A 21648-nucleotide genomic window follows, 5' to 3' on the forward strand; every position below is an offset into this window, starting at 1 on the left:
AGTTCCTAGCTGACCGTATCTTGTGAGATCGACCTATGCCGATGCGCCGAGGTATCACTCTGCTCGAGCTTCTTCCTCTCCCCGCTGGGGCTGAGAGTCTCGTGCCGGACGAAATTGCCAGCCAGTTGAATCTCCTTACGGTGCTGGATTATCGGTCCATGACCACGGCAACTGCGTTTGTGCATACGGGCACAGCGCAGGCAATGCTGGATGCGCTGAATGTGAATACACGCGGTTATGTATTCCGTGCACCGGGTATTACGGATGGTCTTAAATTTCGCCTGGCAGTCGCCCGTCCTAATCCTTTGGCAGCAAACAGCACGACGATTGAAAGTGTTGGGCAGCAGTGGCAGCTCGACCTGTTTCTTGATCCGGTGGAGTTGCAGCTTCCGTTCCGTGCCGGTGACCTTTTCACCAACGAAGAAGGCCTGGTTACGGTGCAGCCTGATCCCGGGCGGCAGAATGTCTGGCTTGTGGGCAGCGCCGTGCTGCGCGTGGCGGGTGACCCAACGGGGCACGTCACGGTTGAATTTGTCGATCAGCCCGATCCGTTTGACATGAACCGTCCGACAGGGCCGGTGGTCGATCTCACGGTTTCTCCGCCTACTTTCGTCTTTGGATCGACGCAGTACGGCATGACGCTCGACCGGTTTGAGATTGATGCATCGTCGAGCTACACGCCGCCCGATGTGATGGCGCGCGGCCAGGACGAAGCCTGGCAAGGCGTCGCATTCCGTGAAGCGACCTTCTATGCACCGCCAACGACGCCAATCGTTGGAGCACTGTCGATAGGGTTACGCGATGTCATCATTGGCACGCCGTTTGGCATGCAGGGTGAGATGGCGATTCAGCTTGGACAGGATCCGTCTGGCGCGAACTTTGCCACGGTGACTGCGGTGCGTGAAACGGCGACAGGCCAAACGAATGTACCGATTCCTGCCGGTACGAACGGAACCGTGCAGCTTCCGGTGGATGAAACTTCTGGCACGGCGAGTTACCACATTGAATTTGTCCTACCAGCGGGACCAGTACCGCCTCCGGGTGGCAATCCTCCGGGAACACCGGACAATACGCCGCGCGGTATCTGGTGGCAGCTTCCAAATGGTGTACAGGGAACCTCGCTTACGACACCGGCATTTGCCGTGCCGAATCCCGGCGATCCCAGCGCCCCACTGAAATACCGTATTCGCGTGGGTGAGGATGCCCCAACAACTCCGGGCACTGTAACGACAGTTCCTGACGGACAGGTAGAACTATCCGAAGTCGACATCGTATTCCAGGGGCCGACGGTTACGGTTGGGCCTGCCGCGAATCCTCCTGCAAAGGTCACAGTTACGCAGGGAGGGACGACGTGGGCAAATGTAGCAAGCATTGCCGGGCCGCATGACAGGATTGCGGCACTCGCGTTCGGTACGAACCCCTCTGATGATGGTGCACGCTGGCAGTTCGATAACGGCTCGTCAGGCACGGGATCTACACCGCAGCTCACGATCCCGACCGAGGTCGGCACACACAACCTGGTGATGACCTCCAACCAGGCAACACGCAATGTACGTGTTGAAATCACCAGCAGTGGAGCGCTGTTTGTCGGTCACGGTCATGGACCAAGCGGCAACGCGGATGTTGCGATCGATCCTGATCCTCTGGCCTATACCGTTCAGCCGCTGAACAAACCGAACCCACCGAATCCGCCGAACACGCCCGATCCGGGCCACACCTTCGATCTGCGCACTTACAACTCTTCGGGTTCACTGGTTCCCTCGGCTGCTGATGCGACGTACGCAGGGTCGGGCGATCCTCTGACTGTGCCGGATGGTACAGTCGCGCAACTCACTATTACGTGGACCGACGATGGAACGCAGGCAAACCAGAGTACCGGCTCAACGGTGCCGTCATCACCGAGCGCTCCACCTGCAACGCAGCCGAATCCGCATTTTGCTGTTTACAACTACAACGTCAACGATCCTACGCCGCCGCCGGGTTCGCATCAGGATCTGATCGACTGGGCTACGAGTGCGTTGCCGACAGGTTCGGGCGCACCGGCGCGCGTCTTCTACGTTGTGGGTCGCACGGACGATCTGTGGCTTGACGCCAAGTTGCCCAGCAACACCAGCAACAACGCGCTGCTTGCCACGAAACGCGCTACCGGGATTGCGAGCTTTCTTACCAGCAATCTTCCGGCGGGTGCTGCGTTTTCCGTGCTTTCGCGCGGCGAGCAGGATGGGGCTACAGGCTTGGGCTGGCCTATCGATCTGGATGGTGTTGATTCGCTGGCGCGGTCTGGTACGCGAAACGCAGTACCTTCGGTGACGCCATCCGGCTCGGATCATCCTGTGTGGAAGTCCGGCTGGTCTGCTGATTCGTCGGATGTGCAGGCACACGCCACGGCAGAGTCTGCTTCGGAGCGCGGCAATGCACGGCGTGTTGATGTGTATATTTCGCCGACCACGGCGCCGGGTGTGAATGTGCCTGCCAATCCGGGCGGAAGTCACAGCGGAAGCACACCGCAACCAAGGTCGCGCACCATGCTGGTACCGGGTGAAGATACGCCCAACCCTCCTACCGTCAAGCGCACGCTTGACCAGGCATCCACGCATCGTCCGTGGATGATGCGGCTTGCGGCAAAGTGGGACAGCCCGGTCGTGGCCACGCTGGCGGATGCAATTCCCACGGATTGCGAACTCACTGTTGCGTGGACTGCAACCGACACAACGCTTCCACGTTCGGCGGGCACAGTACCGCCACCTGCACCGCAGAGCTCCGGCTCGAATATCTGGCTGCTGCAAGGGAAGTGGACCTACGATGCACGCTCCGGCGAAAACGCGTTCACACTTGCGCTGACGTTGCCCGACTCTGTTCTTACTTTCAATAGCGACTTTTTGGCCTGGGCTCTGGCGCTTGCACCCGCGCTATCGGGGCTGTTGCCTGCATCGGATGCGGCGGGAGAACTGGTCAGCTTCGTCGGATTGATGGTGGTTGGCGGCGTGGTTGGTTCGCTGATCAACGGCTCCAGCGGGAAGAACGCGGATGGCAGTGCTCATCCGCATGTAGACAGCAAGCTGCATATCCATCGCCTTGAGCTTGACTATCACGGCCAGTCGGACAATCGCGTTCGTTTCGCTCTGGATTACACAACCGAGCTGAATGTGAACTTCTCCATGTTTGGCCAGTCGCTGGTGGGCGATGGGTTGAAGATGAAGTTCAAGAACGTAGTGCTTGAGGTGGACTTCACTTCGACAACGCTGGAGAGCGTGCGGCTGGATTACACGCAGTTCTCAGTGGAAGTAGAGAACCCGGGCACATGGGCGCTTGGCGGCACGCTTGGCAACCTGCTCAACATCAGCAATCCTCGCTCGGGCAGTTCGTCCACGTGGATTCAGTTTGATCTGAAATTCGCGATTGACCTTGGAGTGATTCAACTCAACGGCGCGACGATCCGCCTTACCATGAACGGTCCGAATATCGGTTTTGAGATTCGCGGCCTGAATATTGGCGTGGACATTCCAGGCACGCTTTCGGGACAGGGCGCGTTGTCAGTGGGCGATGATGGCAGCCTGCGCGGCATGATTTCGGTCACCATCATTCCCACCAAGTTGAGCGCCTATGCTTCGCTTGCCATCGATCCGCCGATGGTTGCGCTAGAGATGGGGGTACAACTTCCGGTCGGTATTCCGCTGGCATCTTCCGGACTTGCGATCTATGGCTTTATTGGCCGCTTTGTTGCGAACGGTCAGCGCAATCTTCTTGGGCTTCCTACGTCCGATCCAACGCAGCCGACTTTCGATCCTGTGCAGCGCGAACTGGATTGGTACTGCCGAGCGCCGCAGGACAAGTACAGCAAACTCTCCGGTGAATTTGCGCTGGGCGTCGGCGTGATTATTGGCACCATGCCCGACGGCGGCACGACATTCAATGCACAGGGCATGATCGCTGTGTCCTTCCCTGATGTTTCAGTGGACCTTGGCATTGATGCTATGCTCATGAGCCAGCGCAAGTCCGCAGCGACAGAGCAGGGCGATTCGAGCGAAACCGGCTCGTCTTCCAACCGTTCGTTCCGCATTCTCGGCGTGGTTGTTGTGAATCCGGATTCGTTGATCCTGGGCGTGCGCGGCAGTTACAAGATTGAACGCGTTCTCGAACTTGAGATTCCCATCAATGGCTACTTCCCCTTCCACTCCAACGGACCGGGTGGCGACTGCTATTTCCGCGTTGGATCGGACGGTGTTACCAGCGAAGGACGCACCGGCACACCGGTACAGATCAAGCTCTTTCCGGGCACGCTCGATGTAAGTGCGTGGTCGTTCCTGATGATTGAGGAGCGCAAGCTGCATAAGCTGGGCAACGATCCCACCTTGAACTTCGACGGCTTCTCGATTGGCTTTGGTGCAGGCTTCAACCTGGACTGGGGTTCGCACACCATTGGCTTGCACGCAGGCGCGAAGATGTTGCTTGGCGTCGGCACAAATCCGCTCACGTTTGCCGGAATGATCGGCGTGAACGGCGAGATTGATCTGGTCATCATCACGCTCTCGTTTGAAGGCGATATTCACTTCATCATTGCCGACCAGGCGAGTGGCTTGATGTGGCACCTGCACGGACACTTCTGTGCCTCGATTGATTGCTTCTTCTTCTCGATCAGCGGTTGTGTGGATATCGACTTCGGTAGCGATGGCGGCAACCCGATTCCTACGCCCAAGAGCCCGATCCTGGGCGTCGATCTTACCGATCATCTGGGAGCAGTGAAGGGCAAAGCCATTCCGAGCGGAGCAGGACAACTGCCGACCGTGTGGCCAGACACAATTCCGGTGGCACACTTCGCCCATTATGCGGTGGACACAGCAGCTTCTGCGGGAGTCTTCAATCGCTTGATTGACGAGCCTGCGACGGACAATCCGTGGAGCGGTACGAACGATCTGAAATATGCCTTCCAGCTCGTCAGCGTTGAGCTTTGGAAGTATCCCGATGCCTCGTTCACGGGCGGAACGCAGATCACCGATGCGGGGCTTTATGACTCGGCGTGGTGGCTGCCGACGCATCGGCCCGGAGTGGCTACGCCGGATAATTCTGCTTCACCGCTGGAAGGTCGCGAGTTGGGTTTCATGTGGTGGAATCCTGCGCCCTGGTCGCGCTGGTTGAGTGACGGCAGCGAAAGCGTTCCCGGAGACCCATCGCAGACATGGGGCAACGTCTGCGATCCTCCACCTGCGCCAAAGCCAGTCTGCGCGCTTGGCCAGAACGCGGTGCAGCTCGATCACAACACGGCACAGTTCGTGCCGCTTGCTCCCAGCCCTGGGCCTTTCAGCAGCTTCTTTACGGTGAGCGGTGGCCTGCCTGCCGATGTGCTGGCTACGTTGCAGGCCCTGGTTGCGGCGTATGGACTCAGCATCACGCCCGCCGGTGTGCGTAATCTTGCGGCTCCGTTGAACCTGCCCAACGGAGTGAACGTTACGGCTGGCTACATGTTGCAGTTGCTCATGCGGCAGGGACGCTTGCTCGGCTCCGCGCCATTCGCAGGGCGCTTCTCTGCGACGATCACACGCTGCTCGCTGGTGCTGCTGGTCTGTCCTCACAGCAAGTACGATGTTTCCGGATGTGACGACTTCACCGATCAATCGACGAACACGCAGCTTCCCAATCCGTATAACCACAACGGGCTGGTTTACGAATCGCTCGATTCCAAGCCGCTTACCGTCAATGCACAGCACGGAGCGTTGTTCAGCACAGGAGTCAAAGTCACTCTGCCACAGGCAGTGAGTTCCGTTACCGTGACGGTTGCCGGGCTGAAGTCGCCAGCCTTTGTTGTGACCGCATTGAACAGCAGTGGCAAGATTGTCGCGAAGAACACCGGCGCACCCACGGGCGATGCTGGCCCGGTCGATATCACGGTCAGTGGCGACGGTATTGTGGTGGTTATGGTGAGGGGTGGTGCCCGCGCGTCACTCATTCGCGTCTGCTGGACGCTCTCTGGCACCAGCATGCTGCAAACGATCTACGGCCGTACTGCTGCCGTATGGCCATCCGTGCCGACGGTCTTTGGAACAGGAGCAGACAATAAGCAGATCGCCTGGAATGCCAAGGTGATCGGGACGCCGCCTTTATCCGGTGCGACCGTTCCCACGAACCTGTCAGCGGTTTACATTCCGCCGAAGTGTCAGCTCGTTGTGTATACGCCGCCGGATACAAACGCTGTCTGGAACGGATTCGAGATTGAGCCAATCGCAGCGGCCACGGTGGAGATTCTCTCTGTCTGCGGCATTACGGTTGCGGCGCTACAGGCGCAGCAGCAGGATGCCGCCGTGCGGAACTCGTTGCAGAATGCATGGAACAATGCTGCGAATCTCGCGTCGGGCAATGCGGGGGCAGGAACTTCTTCGGGAACGCCGAACAACGCAGGCGACAACGGTCCCAACTCGACACGCACAAACCTCTTCGACAAGGACAGCTATTACGAACTGCGGCTTACATGGCAGTGGCAAGGATGGCGCTCTGATCCGAGCAACTCTGCTGCGCAGAATCCACCGTTGCCGTTGCCGGGCACGTGGACTAACGGCACGACCGACCTCTATCGCTTCCACACCGCGAAGGAGCAGGTATCGACACCGAACCCGCATACGCTGGGTGACCACTTCATCACCGATCCCACGCAGGCCGGTGCTGTGTATGACGAGAGCGTGTTTGACGCGCATGGCATTGCGCGTTATCTCATCGGCTTCAGCCCGGCGCCGAACGATCCGCCGCATTACCTTGACGACGACATTCTCGCCAGCTTCAACGCGGATCACATTCAGACGCTGCTCGACATCTATGCGCGCACGCTGCGGATCAAAGTACGCCGCACCGATCCACCTCCGGGAACATTTAGCGCTGCCAAGCCGGACCCGAATGGGCCCATTGTGCCGGTGATCATACCGAAGCCAAAGCACGCGCTTGATGTGCATAGCTCTGCTTCGTGGGGACCCCTGCCGAAGGAGATGATGTACGCTGCCGATGCAAGAGCAGAGGCCGCGGCCAGCGCTGCCCCGTGCCTCAATGGCAACGGTGCTTTCGGTGGCACACAGGCCACGATCAAGGCCGATCTGTTGCCGGATGCCGAGTATGACATCCTGCTGGTTGCTGCGCCGAACAACGATCTTGAGTTGGATGAAGTGCTGGTCGAACGCAGCCATTTCATCACCTCCAGCTACCGGAATCCGCAGGAGCAGTTTGAGGCGATGGGCTTCGCGCTCGGAACTCCTGTGCCGTGGGCACCGCACGACTTTGAAGTGACAGCAATCGCGCCAACGGCAACGCTGTATTCGGATGCTTCGCTTGTGGCCACGCTTGCGGCGATGGGCTTTACTTCTGAGCCAGTGCCACCCCTGCCGCAGGCGACAGCACTATGGCGCGCACCGGTGGGCGCAGGGCCGTGGCAGTTGGCGGGTCTACTGCTTGAATCGGATGAGCCGCTGCTGCGTGACGGTCGACTCTCTATCGTTAATGCGAGCCTTGCCGGTGCAGGAAGTCTTTCGCTCTGGGCATGCAATCAGAGCGCCACGCGAGTGCTGCTGGCAACGGCAAGTCCATTCAATGTGCCTGCTGGCTCTAACGTGCTCAACGTCACGTTCCAGAAACCGTCGGCGGCAACGCAAACTGTCAGCCGTGTTCTCTTTGAACGGCCGCTCACTCGTCTACAGGAGGGCGCCTAATGTATCTAGCACCGCGTTGGGCCTTCAGCGCCCAGGCCATTGACGCCACCGGCGATGCACGACTGGCCAAGGGCATTCATGTGCGCGCACTGCTCTCTGATGTGCTTGGGCTGCCTTCCGCACCGCTGCTCGTCTACCGTCTCCCCGTTGATTTTGGTGAGAAGCTATGGCGCAGAGATGTGGTCTGGGTAGACAGCCACGGAGCTGTACTCAGTTATCCATTCACGGTAACGCCGGATAATCCTGTCACGGGATGGTTGCCTGTCGGCTCTACCTGCTGCTGGTTTTCCATGGAAGGCACGGCGGCTCCCATCATCATTCGTCCACCGTTTCCGCTTCCCATTGGCGTTGTGGATGCCACAGTCAATAAGACCGTGGCGCATCCTGCGCTCACTCCATCGGCGGTTACTTCATCGGCGGCGGCTGCTGCCCAGGCGCAAACGGCACGTCCGGTTGCAGGGCCAGTGATCACCGCAACCACAGTTACGACAGCTCCTGTTGCTACAACACCGATTAACAAAGTACCAATCGTTGTTCCGCCGACGATCTTCACTCGACTGGCTGCCTTTCAACTGGACGCAGTCGTATCCACTGCACGCGGACCTGCTGTGGTTGCAACCCGCACCGGGCAGCCGTACATCGTGACGGCTTCGCATATCGAACAGGTGGTGGTGCATGGCAGCGGCACGGTCACCGGGGCGGAATGGGTGGATGCAGGCAGGCTCGGCACGTTAGGTGACCGTCTGCAATTGTGGAAGCAGTGGAGCCTGCCGGTGCAATCCGGGCCGCGCTATCTTGCCGAGGTCAATCCCACCACGAATTCCAAGTTGCGCACGCAGTCAGGCGCCCCCACGCGCCATGCGCTCTACCAGGAACCGACAGCTGCGGATGTTGCCTCTGCAAGTGCAGCCACACCGAACGATGAGCTCAATCGTGTCACAGCACTGGCACCGGATCTGGATAACTGGCTCCAGAGGCTCGTCTCTGACACCAGCGCTGACCCGTGGTCGCTGGTACAGAACTTTACCGTGCAGGCAGGGGAGGATGCTTCCAATCCTGATACGCAGGGAGCGGCTTCCATGCCGCTGCTGCGCATGGCACTGCAATCCATTATGGATCCCGGTCTCGCGCGCTGGTCCGGCTTCTATGAGGTGGACACGGCACCGGCAGTCAGTGCTTCGGCAGGGGCTGCGAGGACCACTGCGTATTACGCCATTGCCGGTATCTGGCCGCTCGACCGCAAGCGCATTCCACAAGCACTGATCGATACTCTGCCGCCGGGCAGCATCTTCGACTCTTCACAGATTCCTGTGAACAAGCGCCTGCCGTTGAAGGTGCAGGGTGAATTGCCGAAGGGAGAATACGTTGAGTTGTGGGTGGTAGCCGCGGCGGCAATAGGTGCGCCCGGCAATCCACCTTTGGCACCGGCTCTTGCACCGGAGCCAGGCACGTGGATGCCGAGTCCGCCAACAGCTCCCATTCGGCAGATACCCATTGATATCAGCGGACTCTTCCCTGGCGCGTTGCTGGCTTTCGCGCGGCAGGATACCTCGGGCATTGTGCCGCTTAACCCGGTCGACAAAAACAACGCACCGATGCCGATTGTTTCGTCCCCGACAAAGGCCAGCATGGTGAGTGGTGTTGCGCAGATTACAGACCGCAAAGCGCCGCCGGGAGTGCTGACGTACCGTCTCTCGCAGAGTGACTGGTTCGGACGGTTCAGTCCGTGGGCTAAGGTGAATGCGCCGGACCAGACGAGAACCGCGCCGCCTAAACCTACACCGGAGGTCTTCTATACACCGCCAGCCCCTGTTGGCAGTACGCCGCTTGCCGGTACATTGCTGGTGCGCGTGCCGATTCCTGGGGATGCTGCCTTGCCGCCCGGATGCGGGCCTCTTACAGGCTTGATCGTTGAAGCCACGGCGGCTGACGTTGGATTCAACGTGAACGCGACCTATTCGTTGAGTGGTGGCAGCGGCGTGACGATTACGCCTGCGGTTGTAGGGCCACCACCCAAGCCCGCAACGCTGAACATCCAGTTCAACGGCCCAGCTTTGAATGTGGCTGCTTCCACAACGGTTTCGATTACAGCGCAGTGGCAGACAGCGACGGCGGTTTCACTTGTTTCAGAACCAGTGCAGCGATTTATCGGCGATCCTCGGCCTGCGCCGCCGCCTGTCATTCCTTCAAGTCTGCGCTACACCGCCAAACCCGATGCGATGAATCGTGCGCGCTTTGAAATCGATTTGCCTACGGTTGCCGGTGCGCAATACCGCGTCTATTTTGCGGACGAGAACCAGCTTCTGAAGGGCGTGCAAAATCTCATTGCCAGCACTGACCCGCAGGTGACCTCTGCGCTTAAAAGCCAGGCGAATGCGGCATTGCCGGACTTGACTGCCGCACTGGCGATGAATGCCACTGACCGCGCTGCTGCTTTCATGGCGCACTCCGCGCTCTACACCTACGACATGTTCCAGAACCTGACGCAGACAGCCGTTGCGCCGGGAACGTTTGCGCATTCGCTGCCGGGTGATCTCAAGACGCTCTCGTTCTATCGCGTCCTCACATGGAACGCGGCGAATGTGGGGAGCGATTTCCTTACCTCCCCACTGGTTCCGGTGGCTGTTCCGAACGATCCACCGCCGGCGCGTCCAGCCATCTCGGTGAAGCCAGCCCAGGATGTTTCTGGCGCAATCATCGGTGCGGCTGTGACGGTACGCGTGGCCAGAACAGCGGTTGATCCGGTGCAGTATCGTGTGCGTCGGTCGTTTGCCGGTGCCACGCCTGATCCCCGCCGCATGCTCGTGATCTACGAAGGTGTTTTACCAGCCAGTGGAACCGATGCGGCTCCGGTAAGCGGCTTGAAGAGCGGGCCAAACGGTGTCACTTTTATTCACACGGATGCGACTGGCATCAAGCCGTGGCATCGCTATGCGTGGTGTGTGGAACTACGCGGTGGCGCACCCGTCGGCTCACCTTCTGGCACCTCGATCCACGGAGATTACGGGCCGCCAAGCAAGCCTGCTTCGACGATGATTGTGCCTCCGAACCCGCCTGATCCTGTTGCAACATTGACCGGTGTTCGTAACGGCTCCGGCAAGGCCGACCTCGCATGGACTGTTACCGGCAATCCGGTCGAAATGATGTCAACGGATATGGGGCCGCACAGATTTGAGTTGTATCGCATTCCTGCAGGGGCGCGGCCTGTCCTTGTGGCTATGACAACGGTTCCGCAGGCCGATGCCAGCAATGTTTTCCGCTTTACCGATCCGGATACACCTGCGGGCAGCGTCAGCTACCGCGTTGTTGTTGTGGACCCGCTGGGCCGTGCCAGTCAGCCCAGCCTAACCGTGAAACTCACATAAGATCGCCATGCCTACTGCACTCGTCCCCGCGAACCTCGCCGACCTGAACCTCTCGTCGCCTGCGCTGGGTCCATGGTTCTCCACCAGCGTTACGATTGCCGCGCCCGGCGATTCACTTTCTGCCAGCTTCACACTGTCCGCGAGCACAGATTGGCTGCCGCCAGCAACGGGCGTGCTCAGCCTTTACATTGGCGGATCGCAGTTGCCGATATCGATTGCCACCTTGCGCAATGCACAGGGGGCTGCGCCCTTCGGCACCAATCACCTAGTGGCGGTTTACCAGCTTCTGCCCGAAGTGGAAGAGCGGCTTGATGCTCTCATGCTCTTCGTGCCGCCGGTGGATGCGAACCCTCCGGTAACTGTTCCCACAACGGCTGGAACTGCCGCGACACGTGCCCGTGTGCGCTGGTTTGCCATTGAGTTTCCTGATTCGTTTCTGGGTGCTTCGCCGCTCGACCAGATCGTATCGGTCATTCCATCGCCTGATGCTTCCATTACCGGCGATGATCGCGCGGAGTATCTCGGCTTTAAATTGCAGGGCGGTCAACTTACGAATGGCGATTCGCCCATGGCCGATCTGCGTCGTGCGGGTGAGTACACCTTGCCGCTCGGTGGAGGAACAGGGCAGGACAAGGTACTGCAAAACCTGCCTGCGGGCACGTATACGCTCTGGGCCTTCGATGCCCGAGGCCATGCGATTGATCCCGGCGCCGTGGCTGCATGGTGGACTTATCTTGGGCAAATTGTCTTCTCCAACCTGTGGGCTCCGAATGTGTGGCCAGCGGCGACGCCGCTCGATCAGCAGGTGGTCTGCGCAGCGGACGCAAAGCTCACCGTACACCTGGTCAATCCGCATGAAGGCGCATTGGCTGCGCCTTTGCTAAACGGACGGCTTAACGTTACGGGTGCAGTGGACGGTACGGTTGCGATTTGCAGCGCGTCCAACGCGAGTAGCGGGATGAGTTTTGCCTTTGGCACAGCCAGCGATTCGAACGTGGATGACGCGCCGGTTCCTCGCGTGGCGCTGTTGCCATCCGGTAAGTACGGAAGCACGCTCGCCATCTGGCCGGGTGGGCCGGTGGGAACCACAACAACATCCACGAAGCTTCTTCAGCGCGATTTTGTGCGTGTTGCGGCAGTGGATGTGGAGCAGTTTCTGGTGGGGCAAGAGCGCGGAACAACGTCCGTCACCGATTCTTCGACTCCGATGGAAAAACGCGCAGCCGATCAGAACCGCGCCTCGACACGCGTGAATGTTGCACGTGCCACGAATGCCGATGCGGTACTGCAACCCACGATCGAAGCGGCTACGAGTGCGTTGCTCGGCGTTTTTACTGCCGCTGCTGCACCGCGTCGACTCGTTACCTCGACCGTTTCGCGTGGACTGGGCGCGCTGCCGTTCAAGCCTGGCAGCGAAACCGATCCCGATGCATTTCACACAGCCTCAGCGCTGCCCACGTTGCCGGGAGGAACAAAAATTCCACTCGACATCAACTCGGATGGGTCGACTGTACCGTTTTACGTTGTACATGCGCTGACGGGAGGACATCTGCAGTCAGCCGGTGTTACGACAAAGCAGCGCGTACTCTTTGAATTCAATCTGGGCACGGCCTTTGCCAATGCGTGGGTTCGCGTGTGGCCCGAGGGCTTTGACGATGTCGTCGGTGTACATGTGCGCATGGATGGTGGTTCAGGCCGCGTGGGTGCCGATGGCAAGGCACACGTTGTAGCCACGCTGCCGGACGTGGGCACGATCAGTCCTGCGGCACCCGCTGCCTTCACTGCGATGCTGGTTACGGCCAATGGTTCACGCACGTATGCCGACAAACGTTTCAACCGTCCTTCGCCACCCGCGAGCAACACACCTGCAACTCTTGCAGCTTCGTCCAACTGGATTCTCTGCGAAACGGCGGACAGCGGAACAGGCGCAACGCTTGGCGGAAAATTCTTCGCTGGTATGAACGTGGTGGTGGATCAGGGCAGTGGAAACTTCGCCATCGTCGATCCATCGACACTTGCCACCGCCGATTTCGCTACATCGACGCTTGTGGCGAACCTTGCCGCAGGCGACGCAATTGAATTGACGCAGCCTGCCTTCAAATCCATTCCTGACCGCTTCTCTCCCAACGGTGAACCGGCTCCGAGCAACAGTACCACCGGCGATTCGTTGGATCACCTGGGCAGCATCTGCACGGTAGACGTCTGCCCACGCGTGGGAGCAGCAAGCCTCGTTGCTCCAGGTGGTCCTTCAGCCACAATGGAGCGGCTTGAAGTGGCATGCAGCAACCTGAGCGGAGCTACTGTCTCCGGCGCAATCGCCAGCGCACCGGGACTCGGCATCCACCACGAATTGCTCACGCACGATGCAGCGCATCCCAACGCTCCGGCAACGGCAGAGACACATGGCACGGGTGCACGTCTCGATGGCGATGCTGCTATCGGCATTGTTGAAGCTGTGCGTGATCGCACGGCTGGTCTTGGCTTCTCATTTTTCCCAGGGTTAAACGCGGATGAAAAGACTTTGGTGGCCCGCTCAACACCGTTGCTGCTGGCGGAAGCAGCCACCACTCTACTGCCAACGATTTCTTCAACGCCGCCCGCGGACAACGGTGTCTGGGCTGCTGTCCTGCGCACGATTGCACCCGGAGTAGAAGGGGAAGGAGCCGGCTTTGCTGCAAAGGGAGCCATTGCTGCTGGGCTGTATCCGCTGAGCGGAACCGTTTCAACCCAACTGCAAAATTGGCTCAATCAGGCTGTGAATTCTCTGCCTTCCGCAGCGCAGAGTCCGGTGAACAACGCGCTCAATGGACTCCAGCCAAACGAAGTCAGCGTGCAGCGTGCGTTCGACCGCCGCATCAAGGCCAGCGCGTTCGGTTTGCGCGAAGCTGCTTTCTCGATCAATGCAGCATTCTCTCGCGCCGAAAACTTTGTCTACATCGAAACACCAGCGCTGGACAACCGAGAATCCGGGCCAACTGGCACCGGTGCCGACCCAATCAACATCTGGTCAACGTTGGTTGCACAGGCAACGATTCGGAGTGGCTTGCGCATCATCGTCTGCGCGCCGTTGCACATGGTCTCCGGAACACCGCAGCCGATCGAAGATGTGCGCACGGCCATGATGCTGGACGCGCTCGACGCGCTGCGTCGTTCCGTGGGAGACGACCGGTTGGCCGTCTTCTATCCATCGGCCGCAACCGGTCGTTCGCTGCGTATCTGTTCCACAACAGTCGTTGTGGATGATGCCTATGCGCTTACCGGTACAACACACCTGTGGCGGCGCGGACTCAGCTTCGATTCATCGCTGGCAGTCTCTGTCTTTGACGACAGGCTCGAAGATGGAAGGCCGAAAGAGGTGCGTACTTTCCGGCGTCGTCTCATGGCTGGCAGGCTCGGCATCCCGCTTTCGCAGCTTCCCGACGATCCCGGGGAAATGGTGAAGGCAATCAACCTGCTGGTGCAACGCGGATCAAGCCGCGTGACCGCAACCCTGCCAGGACAACCGGGTCCCTTCACTCCCACGGGAGAAGCCACGGTACTCACCTATCCGACAAGCGCGGACAATGGCCCGAGTGCTTCCGATCGCGATACATGGAACCCCAACGGCTTCGACTCCGCACTCACCTTCGACAATCTCTGGAGTAAGCTGCGCCGCACAACCGCCAAGAACAGCGTGGACGCAACGCTGAACGGAACATAGCTTTGGTTTCGTTCGGTGAGCCTTGGTCACGGACGCTGGAGAGAGAAACCAACTCAGACTAAGTGGCGGTGGGAAGAGTCCTAGCCAAACTTGTCTCTGGTTTGGAACGTTTGATCAGGGATTTTTACAGGGTATATGGGACGTTTAGCCAGTCAGAGTGGGCCTACGGCCGCGCCCTTAGGCAATAACCGGATTTCGCCAGTCACTGAACAGGGAATAACAGGGATTGCTGGGCGTAGCCAGTCGCTCTGCACATCATTCTTGATGCCCGGTCCCGTCCTGTCTCGGCAATTCACTAGATAGGGAGGTCGGTGAGAATGAAGCCCGCGACATCGGCAGGCAGTTCGTTCAACACCTGAATGCAATCGCCAGATGGATCGAGCCGATCGTCGTTAGGTGAGGCGCATTCATTTTCATGATGATTACTCCGCATTCGTGGGTCTCCCTAAGAATCGGGCACACTGCGCGAAGCGACGTGAACGATCAGGCTTCCAAGGTATAGGTGGCAGTGGCGGCACTCGCAAACGGCCGGTTCTGTCCGACGGCCCGATTGGCCATACATAAATAGATAGAACGGGACTGTTGCCTCTGGCTACAGCCCCTTACTTTGTCCTATAGGCGCGAATGCTACAAGTATAGTTTGGCTCTGATCAGAGAGATGCGATCTAGCTGTGCTACACGCAGAGACGAGTAATCGAAGAGAGCGTTGCTCTTCAGAGTCGAAGATGTTCGGCTTGCCCGGTTGATCTTTCGCGAGGACTCAACACTATCGATCCATTCGCGCAGGCTTTTAGCCTGATCGGCAGGGCCGATATCCATAATTGTGGGAGGCTCGTCGGGATTGACATAGAGGAGTTGCTGCCACTCGTTCGTCTCCGGGTTCACCCACGAAATATAACCACCGGGGAGGATCTGACGAGGACTCGTTAGTGATCCAGTGAAACTGTAGCGTGTCCCAAGAGTGGCAACTGGATCGTAAAAGCGAGGGGTGATGAAATCAGACACTGCTATACCGTTGATCGTGTAAGCGTGGTCGTTATCCTCGCACGGATCGCACGCCTCGACGAGATAGCCAAACTGGCCGGTTCCATCTCGAATCTGTCCATCTACGACCTCGATCGCTACTGAAGACTGAATCCGATTCCCATATGGGTCGATGAGCATTTCTAGAATTTCGTGACTAGCATCGATGGTCCAGCTTGGATCGTTCTTCGAGGCGACGACCTGCGCGTAGGGTTGCTTATGCATATCCGCATGAAAGCCGCCTTCGCCTGGAGGGAGCGACTTCACCAGTCGGACGGGCCAAATTCCTACCGGAAGCTTGCTTGGGTCCGGAAGATAAATGACGGTGGCCGTGACCGGCCAGAACTGAGGAAGATCGCGTGTGACCTGCAGATTGAATGCGATGGAGGCTGCTTGCATAAGGTCTTTGTCTATCTGGCCGGACACGTCGATGAGACCGATTTGTATCAATGACATGAATCTCTCCTTGCAACAACGAATGATCTATGGAAGTGCTCTAGTACGGCAGGAAACTTGGCAGCGATGTAAGCGAATTCATTACTTCCTAGATCGAGCGGATTGCGCTCCTCGGGTGCAATTGATTCGCCCACCAAGCATTCGACAAAGTCCCCCGCAGATCTATCCAGTGAACGTTCTCGGAACTGCGTCACGTACAAGACTCTGAAGCATCGCATTGGAGCGATCAATCAGAACCGTGAGAGCGGCAACGCGGGCCAGATGGGCAGTTCGTCGACGAGCCAATATCTCATCAGCATGTTAATTTGTGGCCTGTTGAATGGAAGGCTGATTGTTGGCGAAGGTTCCCACTCAAGCCTCCTAAATGCTTGGGAGTAAAACCACACTGGCCTCAACTCCTACTGGACTCGCGGTTTATAGAAGAAGGCGGCAATTCGTCGAAAGACGAGACATGCGTCGTCCACTTACTTGCATTCATTTTGCAGAGCTAGGCAAATGAGCCGATGTCACTGCTGCTCCGGCCAAACGCGGCTTCACCTTCACCGAGAATGTTCCAGTATTTAATTTGATGGGGTCTTGCGCGTTTGCCAAGCTCCACAACATGTGGGTCGGCACAGAACTACCCGACACCGTAGCCTGTGCCGTGCTGTGACACACTACGCAGTTGCTCGTTAAACCACCGGACTGTATACCTTCAAGATAGGGATTGAAGGCAACAGCTGGATCGGGAACGCCCGACGCGGTCATAGAGGTGATATCCATCGCGTAGTGGTCCCAAGGGGAGTCTAGCTCCACGTGTTCTGCCCCGGAGCCCCTATTGTCCTTCGAGGGGGACAGAGTCCAATAGAAGGTCGACCAAGTCCAAGTGGGACGATCCGCTGTGATGACGTGCATGCCCGAAAGTACGAGCGTGGTTATCTCGCCCTGATCGCAGGCCGTGGCAGGCTGCGCGACTCTCATATCGCTGCACCTTACGTCCTTATGATAAAAGCAGCTAATGCTGACCGTCCCAGCGGTTCCGCCGTTCTTGTCACAAGGAGAATCGTTGATAGCCACTTTGAGCGCGGTCCAAAACCCCGCACCGGACGTAGGAGGCAACTGGCCGAGTGTTCCTCCTCGAAGGTAATCAGCGAGCTTTTCCGAGTCATAAACCCAAACCTGTGAGTGCAACACAGGCTGCCAAATTAGCTTTACGATGATGGCGTCCGGAGGAAAGTCCGATGAACAGTCGGCAGTTCGGACTCCATGCGCGAGCAGGGACAGCCCCTGAGGTGTCTGCAGTTGTCTTGCTGAGATAAAGGAGGCCGCTGCCTTGTTGTACAGAATCGTCGCAAGGGTTCGCGTCCCACTGTGTGCTCCTTCCAACTGCGCCGGTTGCGTGATGACCATGCCAGTCCCCCCTCCAGGGTTCCCGGCCGCATCACCTGCTTTTACACATGGGTTGCTCGATGAGGGTGCCACAGGTTGGGGACTTCGGATATCAAGGTTCTTGCACTGCCTGTTACCCAGCAGACCAAGGTCGCATTTGTTAAACCAGAGTTCTGGACTCTGTTCCCACGCTGGCGGATGCATCCCATCAGCATTGACGGAGCTCCCCGTTTCGAGGACTCTTTGGAGAATATCCCAGCCTTGTTTTCGGAGTGACACTTGAGGATCATCGCCGCGCGATGAGGCGGCGACAACCCGGTTGAGAGAAGCATGATAAGCAGAACGGGAGCCCACCCAGCCGACGAGGATTACGGCAGAGACGACGGGGAAAACAATGGCACATGGCGTTGGCAAGCGCATGAATGCTCCCTGTAGGTAAGTAGAAATGATTTTCGCTTTATTAAGTAAAAACTCTGCCCGCATTTGTCGCAGGGGACGCTATTGCCTGATCGCTTTCAGTAGCTGGTCGACCGAGCTCAGGCAGGCTTGATCTGGATATCCGCTACCGCGGGTCAGCTCCAACCATTGCTGGTTTATGTCCTGATAGCTTCCCGGAGAGCTTTGAGCCATAGCAAGCACCTTATCGACAACTATTCGGTCGACACCGATGCCGTTCGCAAAGCGATTGAGATCGTCATCGGAAGCGGGCCCATTCAAGACGGGCCGCCAGAGCGCAGGATTTGTGATGACCAGCAGCCATGCCTTCATCAAGTAGCCTGCGCTGTCATCGTCGAGTCGGATCGATGTTGTTCCAGGTCGTGGGGCAGCGCCCTTGAGCATGTCTTCGTAAACGATCGCCATTTTGTTTCCTCCTATTTCTTGATCTGTTTCACTCTGGATGGGCGCTCTTTCGGCAACGCCCACCAAACTTTAACGGGGTCGGAAAGTTGCCAGTCTAGTTCGTGCCTCGGCTTTGCGCCGATCGCCATCAGACGCGAGCTTTATCCAACGCTCTAATTGGTCTGTATATGCACCGGGCGGCAACAGACTTGCATGGAACCATACCGACGTCGGATGAAACGCAACGCGTGCATAACTCTCTGCTGCTTCCTTTCGGAAAGAGGCGGCACGCACCGGATCCTTCTCCCATGTGGCACATGCTTCCGCTGCTTGGCCGCGATAAACTCGAGACTCCAGCACATCGCCCATTCTGTCCTCATTGCGAAAATCATCGAGCGCTATCGCGCAGTGGTGTTTTAGTAGAGCGAGAGTGCCATCTATCTGCAGCCGTGCCATGACGAATAAAGGGCCAGGTTGGTCGAGCGGGAGATCGCGACGCATTCTGCGCAGCAGCCTTTCGGCTGCAGTCACGTCCGCACCTGCTGAGCGAGTGCCGTATTGAGCCAAAGCGATGCTCGCGATCCGGAGCGGTTCCGGCGAATGATCCTGCCCCAGTGCTTTGGCCAAGTCTGATACACACCCGTGTCCCTCTGTATGCATGCAGACCAAGGCCGCGCGCTGCAATTGAAGCCGAGCTCTATTGCCCCCGTCCCCCCCCAACATCTCGCTTTCACCTTTCGTGAGTACTTCCGCGGCTAAACCAAATCTGCCATGTTCAGCCTCGAGATGGCTCAACAGAAGCGTGCTCCAATAAGTTTGTTCCGCACCTCCGAGCTGACGTACCGCGGCAAAGTGCGTTCGTGCGCCTAGCTCGTTGCCTTCGATCGCGTCGATTTGCCCTAGGAGTTGATGCGACAGAAGGTTGCTCTCACTCTTCTGCATGGCCTTGGCCCAGATTCGTGCCTGATTTGCATCCCCAGCGATTAGCATGTCGAATCCGAGATGAAAGGCGATGGATGCGTCACCCGGACGGAGTGCCCATGCTCTCTTCATGCAATCGATTGCTTCGGCGGTCCGACCCAGCCTTAACAGGGGACCTTCGCGATAGAACCACGCGCGCCAATCGTTCGGATAAAAGGCCGTTAGATCTCGGAACTGCTCTTCTGCCGCGAGGTGATCAAGGGTATCCAGCGCATACATGCCACGCACCCGATCCATTTCTCGCCGCGTCAAACGTTCCCGATCTGTCGTGCTAATAGCTTGGCTATAAGCAGCAAGGCCTTCGGTAAGTTGGCCGGCTGCAATTCGTTGATCACCTAGTCGCGCAAAGGCCAGCGCGAAATGCGGGTCGATCTTTGTCGCTCGCTCCAGCGCGTGGATTCCATCCTCTCGTTGTCGAGCATCCAAAGCCCGGTCTGCGCGCGTGTACTCCTCCAACGCAGCCCAATCAGAAGTGGTGGCATCCTCCGGCGGCACATCGAGACGCGCAATATCTTCGGACGACTCTCCTGATTTCGCTCGAATCCAATCGCCAGCCGAGCGAACCGCTTCGAGCACCCCGGGACTGATTTTCTCCCCAACTACGGAGGGTGACCATGGAAAACTGCGGCTCCAAGCACTCCGGGCTCGATGCGGAGACTGGTCCGGCTGTTCAATCCGTATCTCGAGCATCTCTCCATGACTGTCGCTGCGAAGCGAAGGAAAGATGATCCGGACCGCGCCTGCACGCATCGCAATCTCGCGTGCCGTAGGAGTGTCGATCTGCTCGTCGTCCCTCTTATTCATGGTGCGCAATACACCCAACAGTCGGTCTCTGTCGAGCAACCGAATTTGGGTCGATTGCGTGAGTGCTGCATGAAGTAGTTCGTCGAAAGCACCACCCCGCTGGGAAACTCGATCGTCTTGAGTTGGTGCCACGTACACAAGTGCCCCCTGAGCGACTGAGGATGGTCTCTCTGTCTTTACAAGGCGTCCCAGCCAGATGAAAAGGGCCATCGATATGAATGCAATAGCAATGAATCCCATTGCTATCGCGCGTCGACGACTCGGCGGCGTTTGCATCGCGAGCGTCATGTCTTGACTAGACCCTGCTGCCACACCTGCATGTGGAACGATCGAAGCAGCTTCCAGCGACTTCACAAGCTGCCTAGGCAACATCGTCCGCTCCGCCGGATTGGGTCGAAGCGCTTCTGTGAATACCTCCACCCAATGAGCCGGTGCATCCTCAGGAAGGAGCGTGGCCAACGGAACGTGGCCTCGAAGCCTGTCGCCGATTCCACTGAGAGGATTCGCGCTTCCGAAAACTCGTTTCCCAGAAACCATCTCTAGCATGATGATCGCCAGCGCGTATGTATCTGTGGCGGGACAAGCAGCCAACCCTTCAATCTGTTCCGGTGCCATATACGGCAACGTTCCGATGGGAAGAAGTGACCGGGAGAGTTCGGGAAGCAAACGCGAGTTGCTGGAGTCTAACGCTGGCCGCTGCGTCCTCGCCAAACCGAAATCCATGACCACGGCCCGCCTGCCGCCGTCACATTTCCGCATGATCATGATGTTCGCGGGTTTGAGATCGCGGTGCACAATACCAAGCTGATGTGCCCACTCGATTCCGGCGGCTACCTCTCCAGCGATCACGAGCGCTTCTTCAACGGGTATTGGCTTTCCATTGCCGAGGCGTTCACGCAATGTAATCCCGTCCAGCAGCTCCATCGTGAAGAAGATGATGTCCAGCCCCCGGCTGCGCGCACGCCCGACATCATACGTTCGACAGACATTTGGGTGCGTGATACGCCGCGCCAGGGTGACTTCGCGACGGAAACGATCCAGCGCTTCCGCAGACAGGTCGAACTGGTCACGAATGAGTTTGAGCGCAATTGCAATGCCGAGCTCGAGATCGAAAGCTTCATACACCTGGCCCATGCCGCCTTCGGCGATGAAGCGGCGTATCTCGAAGCGATCTGCAAACACCGCCCCAGGAGGAACTCTATCGTGAAACTCTGCGACAGCCTCGACGAACGGAGCAAATGCTGGCTCCTTTAAAAAGGAACTCGCCTCCTCATCGGCGCGCAGCATTGCCTCCACCTCTTCGAGTAGCGAAATATCTGCATGGGTAATCGACGCCAGATAATCTCTACGCAGTTCGGGAGAAAGCCCGACCGCTTCGTCGAAGATCCGATTTACGATTTCCCAACGACTGCTCTGCATCGCCAGT

At 58.2% G+C, this 21648-nt stretch carries 6 protein-coding genes; 3 read left to right on the plus strand and 3 right to left on the minus strand.

Going from position 1 to position 21648, the window contains the following annotated elements:
- Positions 1-35 precede the first annotated feature (35 nt).
- The 3 genes from M504_RS13500 to M504_RS13510 are packed head-to-tail and all read left to right on the plus strand — an operon-like array spanning position 36 to position 14750.
- A complete protein-coding gene (locus M504_RS13500; RefSeq protein WP_047492246.1) occupies positions 36-7685 on the plus strand; it encodes a hypothetical protein in 7650 nt (2549 codons plus the stop codon).
- Entirely contained in the window at positions 7685-11050 is a 3366-nt protein-coding gene (locus M504_RS13505; RefSeq protein ID WP_047492249.1) for a hypothetical protein, read from the plus strand. Before M504_RS13500 ends, M504_RS13505 begins: the two co-directional genes overlap by 1 nt.
- Positions 11051-11057: 7 nt before the next feature.
- Positions 11058-14750 (plus strand): hypothetical protein, encoded by a 3693-nt coding sequence (locus tag M504_RS13510; protein ID WP_047492252.1) that lies wholly within the window; start codon positions 11058-11060, stop codon positions 14748-14750.
- A 627-nt stretch (positions 14751-15377) separates the two neighbouring features.
- On the opposite strand, the gene M504_RS13515 is transcribed toward M504_RS13510, so the two are convergent.
- The 3 genes from M504_RS13515 to M504_RS21385 all read right to left on the minus strand — a co-directional run bounded on the left by M504_RS13515 (position 15378) and on the right by M504_RS21385 (position 21641).
- The gene (locus M504_RS13515; RefSeq protein WP_052200718.1) at positions 15378-16229 is read right to left on the minus strand and encodes a hypothetical protein; all 852 of its coding nucleotides are present in this window, start codon (positions 16227-16229) and stop codon (positions 15378-15380) included.
- A gap of 1866 nt (positions 16230-18095) precedes the next feature.
- Positions 18096-18458 (minus strand): hypothetical protein, encoded by a 363-nt coding sequence (locus M504_RS13530; protein WP_047492261.1) that lies wholly within the window; start codon positions 18456-18458, stop codon positions 18096-18098.
- A 69-nt stretch (positions 18459-18527) separates the two neighbouring features.
- Complete coding sequence (locus M504_RS21385) at positions 18528-21641, minus strand: protein kinase (protein ID WP_052200719.1); 3114 nt, start codon at positions 21639-21641, stop codon at positions 18528-18530.
- Positions 21642-21648: the final 7 nt, after the last annotated feature.

It is taken from the genome of Terriglobus sp. TAA 43 (assembly GCF_000800015.1).
Lineage (GTDB): Bacteria > Acidobacteriota > Terriglobia > Terriglobales > Acidobacteriaceae > Terriglobus.

Bases quoted from the DNA above. Each gene is read 5' to 3' on its own strand.
- M504_RS13500 (WP_047492246.1), top strand. From the start codon at position 36: ATGCCGATGCGCCGAGGTATCACTCTGCTCGAGCTTCTTCCTCTCCCC.
- M504_RS13505 (WP_047492249.1), top strand. From the start codon at position 7,685: ATGTATCTAGCACCGCGTTGGGCCTTCAGCGCCCAGGCCATTGACGCC.
- M504_RS13510 (WP_047492252.1), top strand. From the start codon at position 11,058: ATGCCTACTGCACTCGTCCCCGCGAACCTCGCCGACCTGAACCTCTCG.
- M504_RS13515 (WP_052200718.1), bottom strand. From the start codon at position 16,229: ATGTCATTGATACAAATCGGTCTCATCGACGTGTCCGGCCAGATAGAC.
- M504_RS13530 (WP_047492261.1), bottom strand. From the start codon at position 18,458: ATGGCGATCGTTTACGAAGACATGCTCAAGGGCGCTGCCCCACGACCT.
- M504_RS21385 (WP_052200719.1), bottom strand. From the start codon at position 21,641: ATGCAGAGCAGTCGTTGGGAAATCGTAAATCGGATCTTCGACGAAGCG.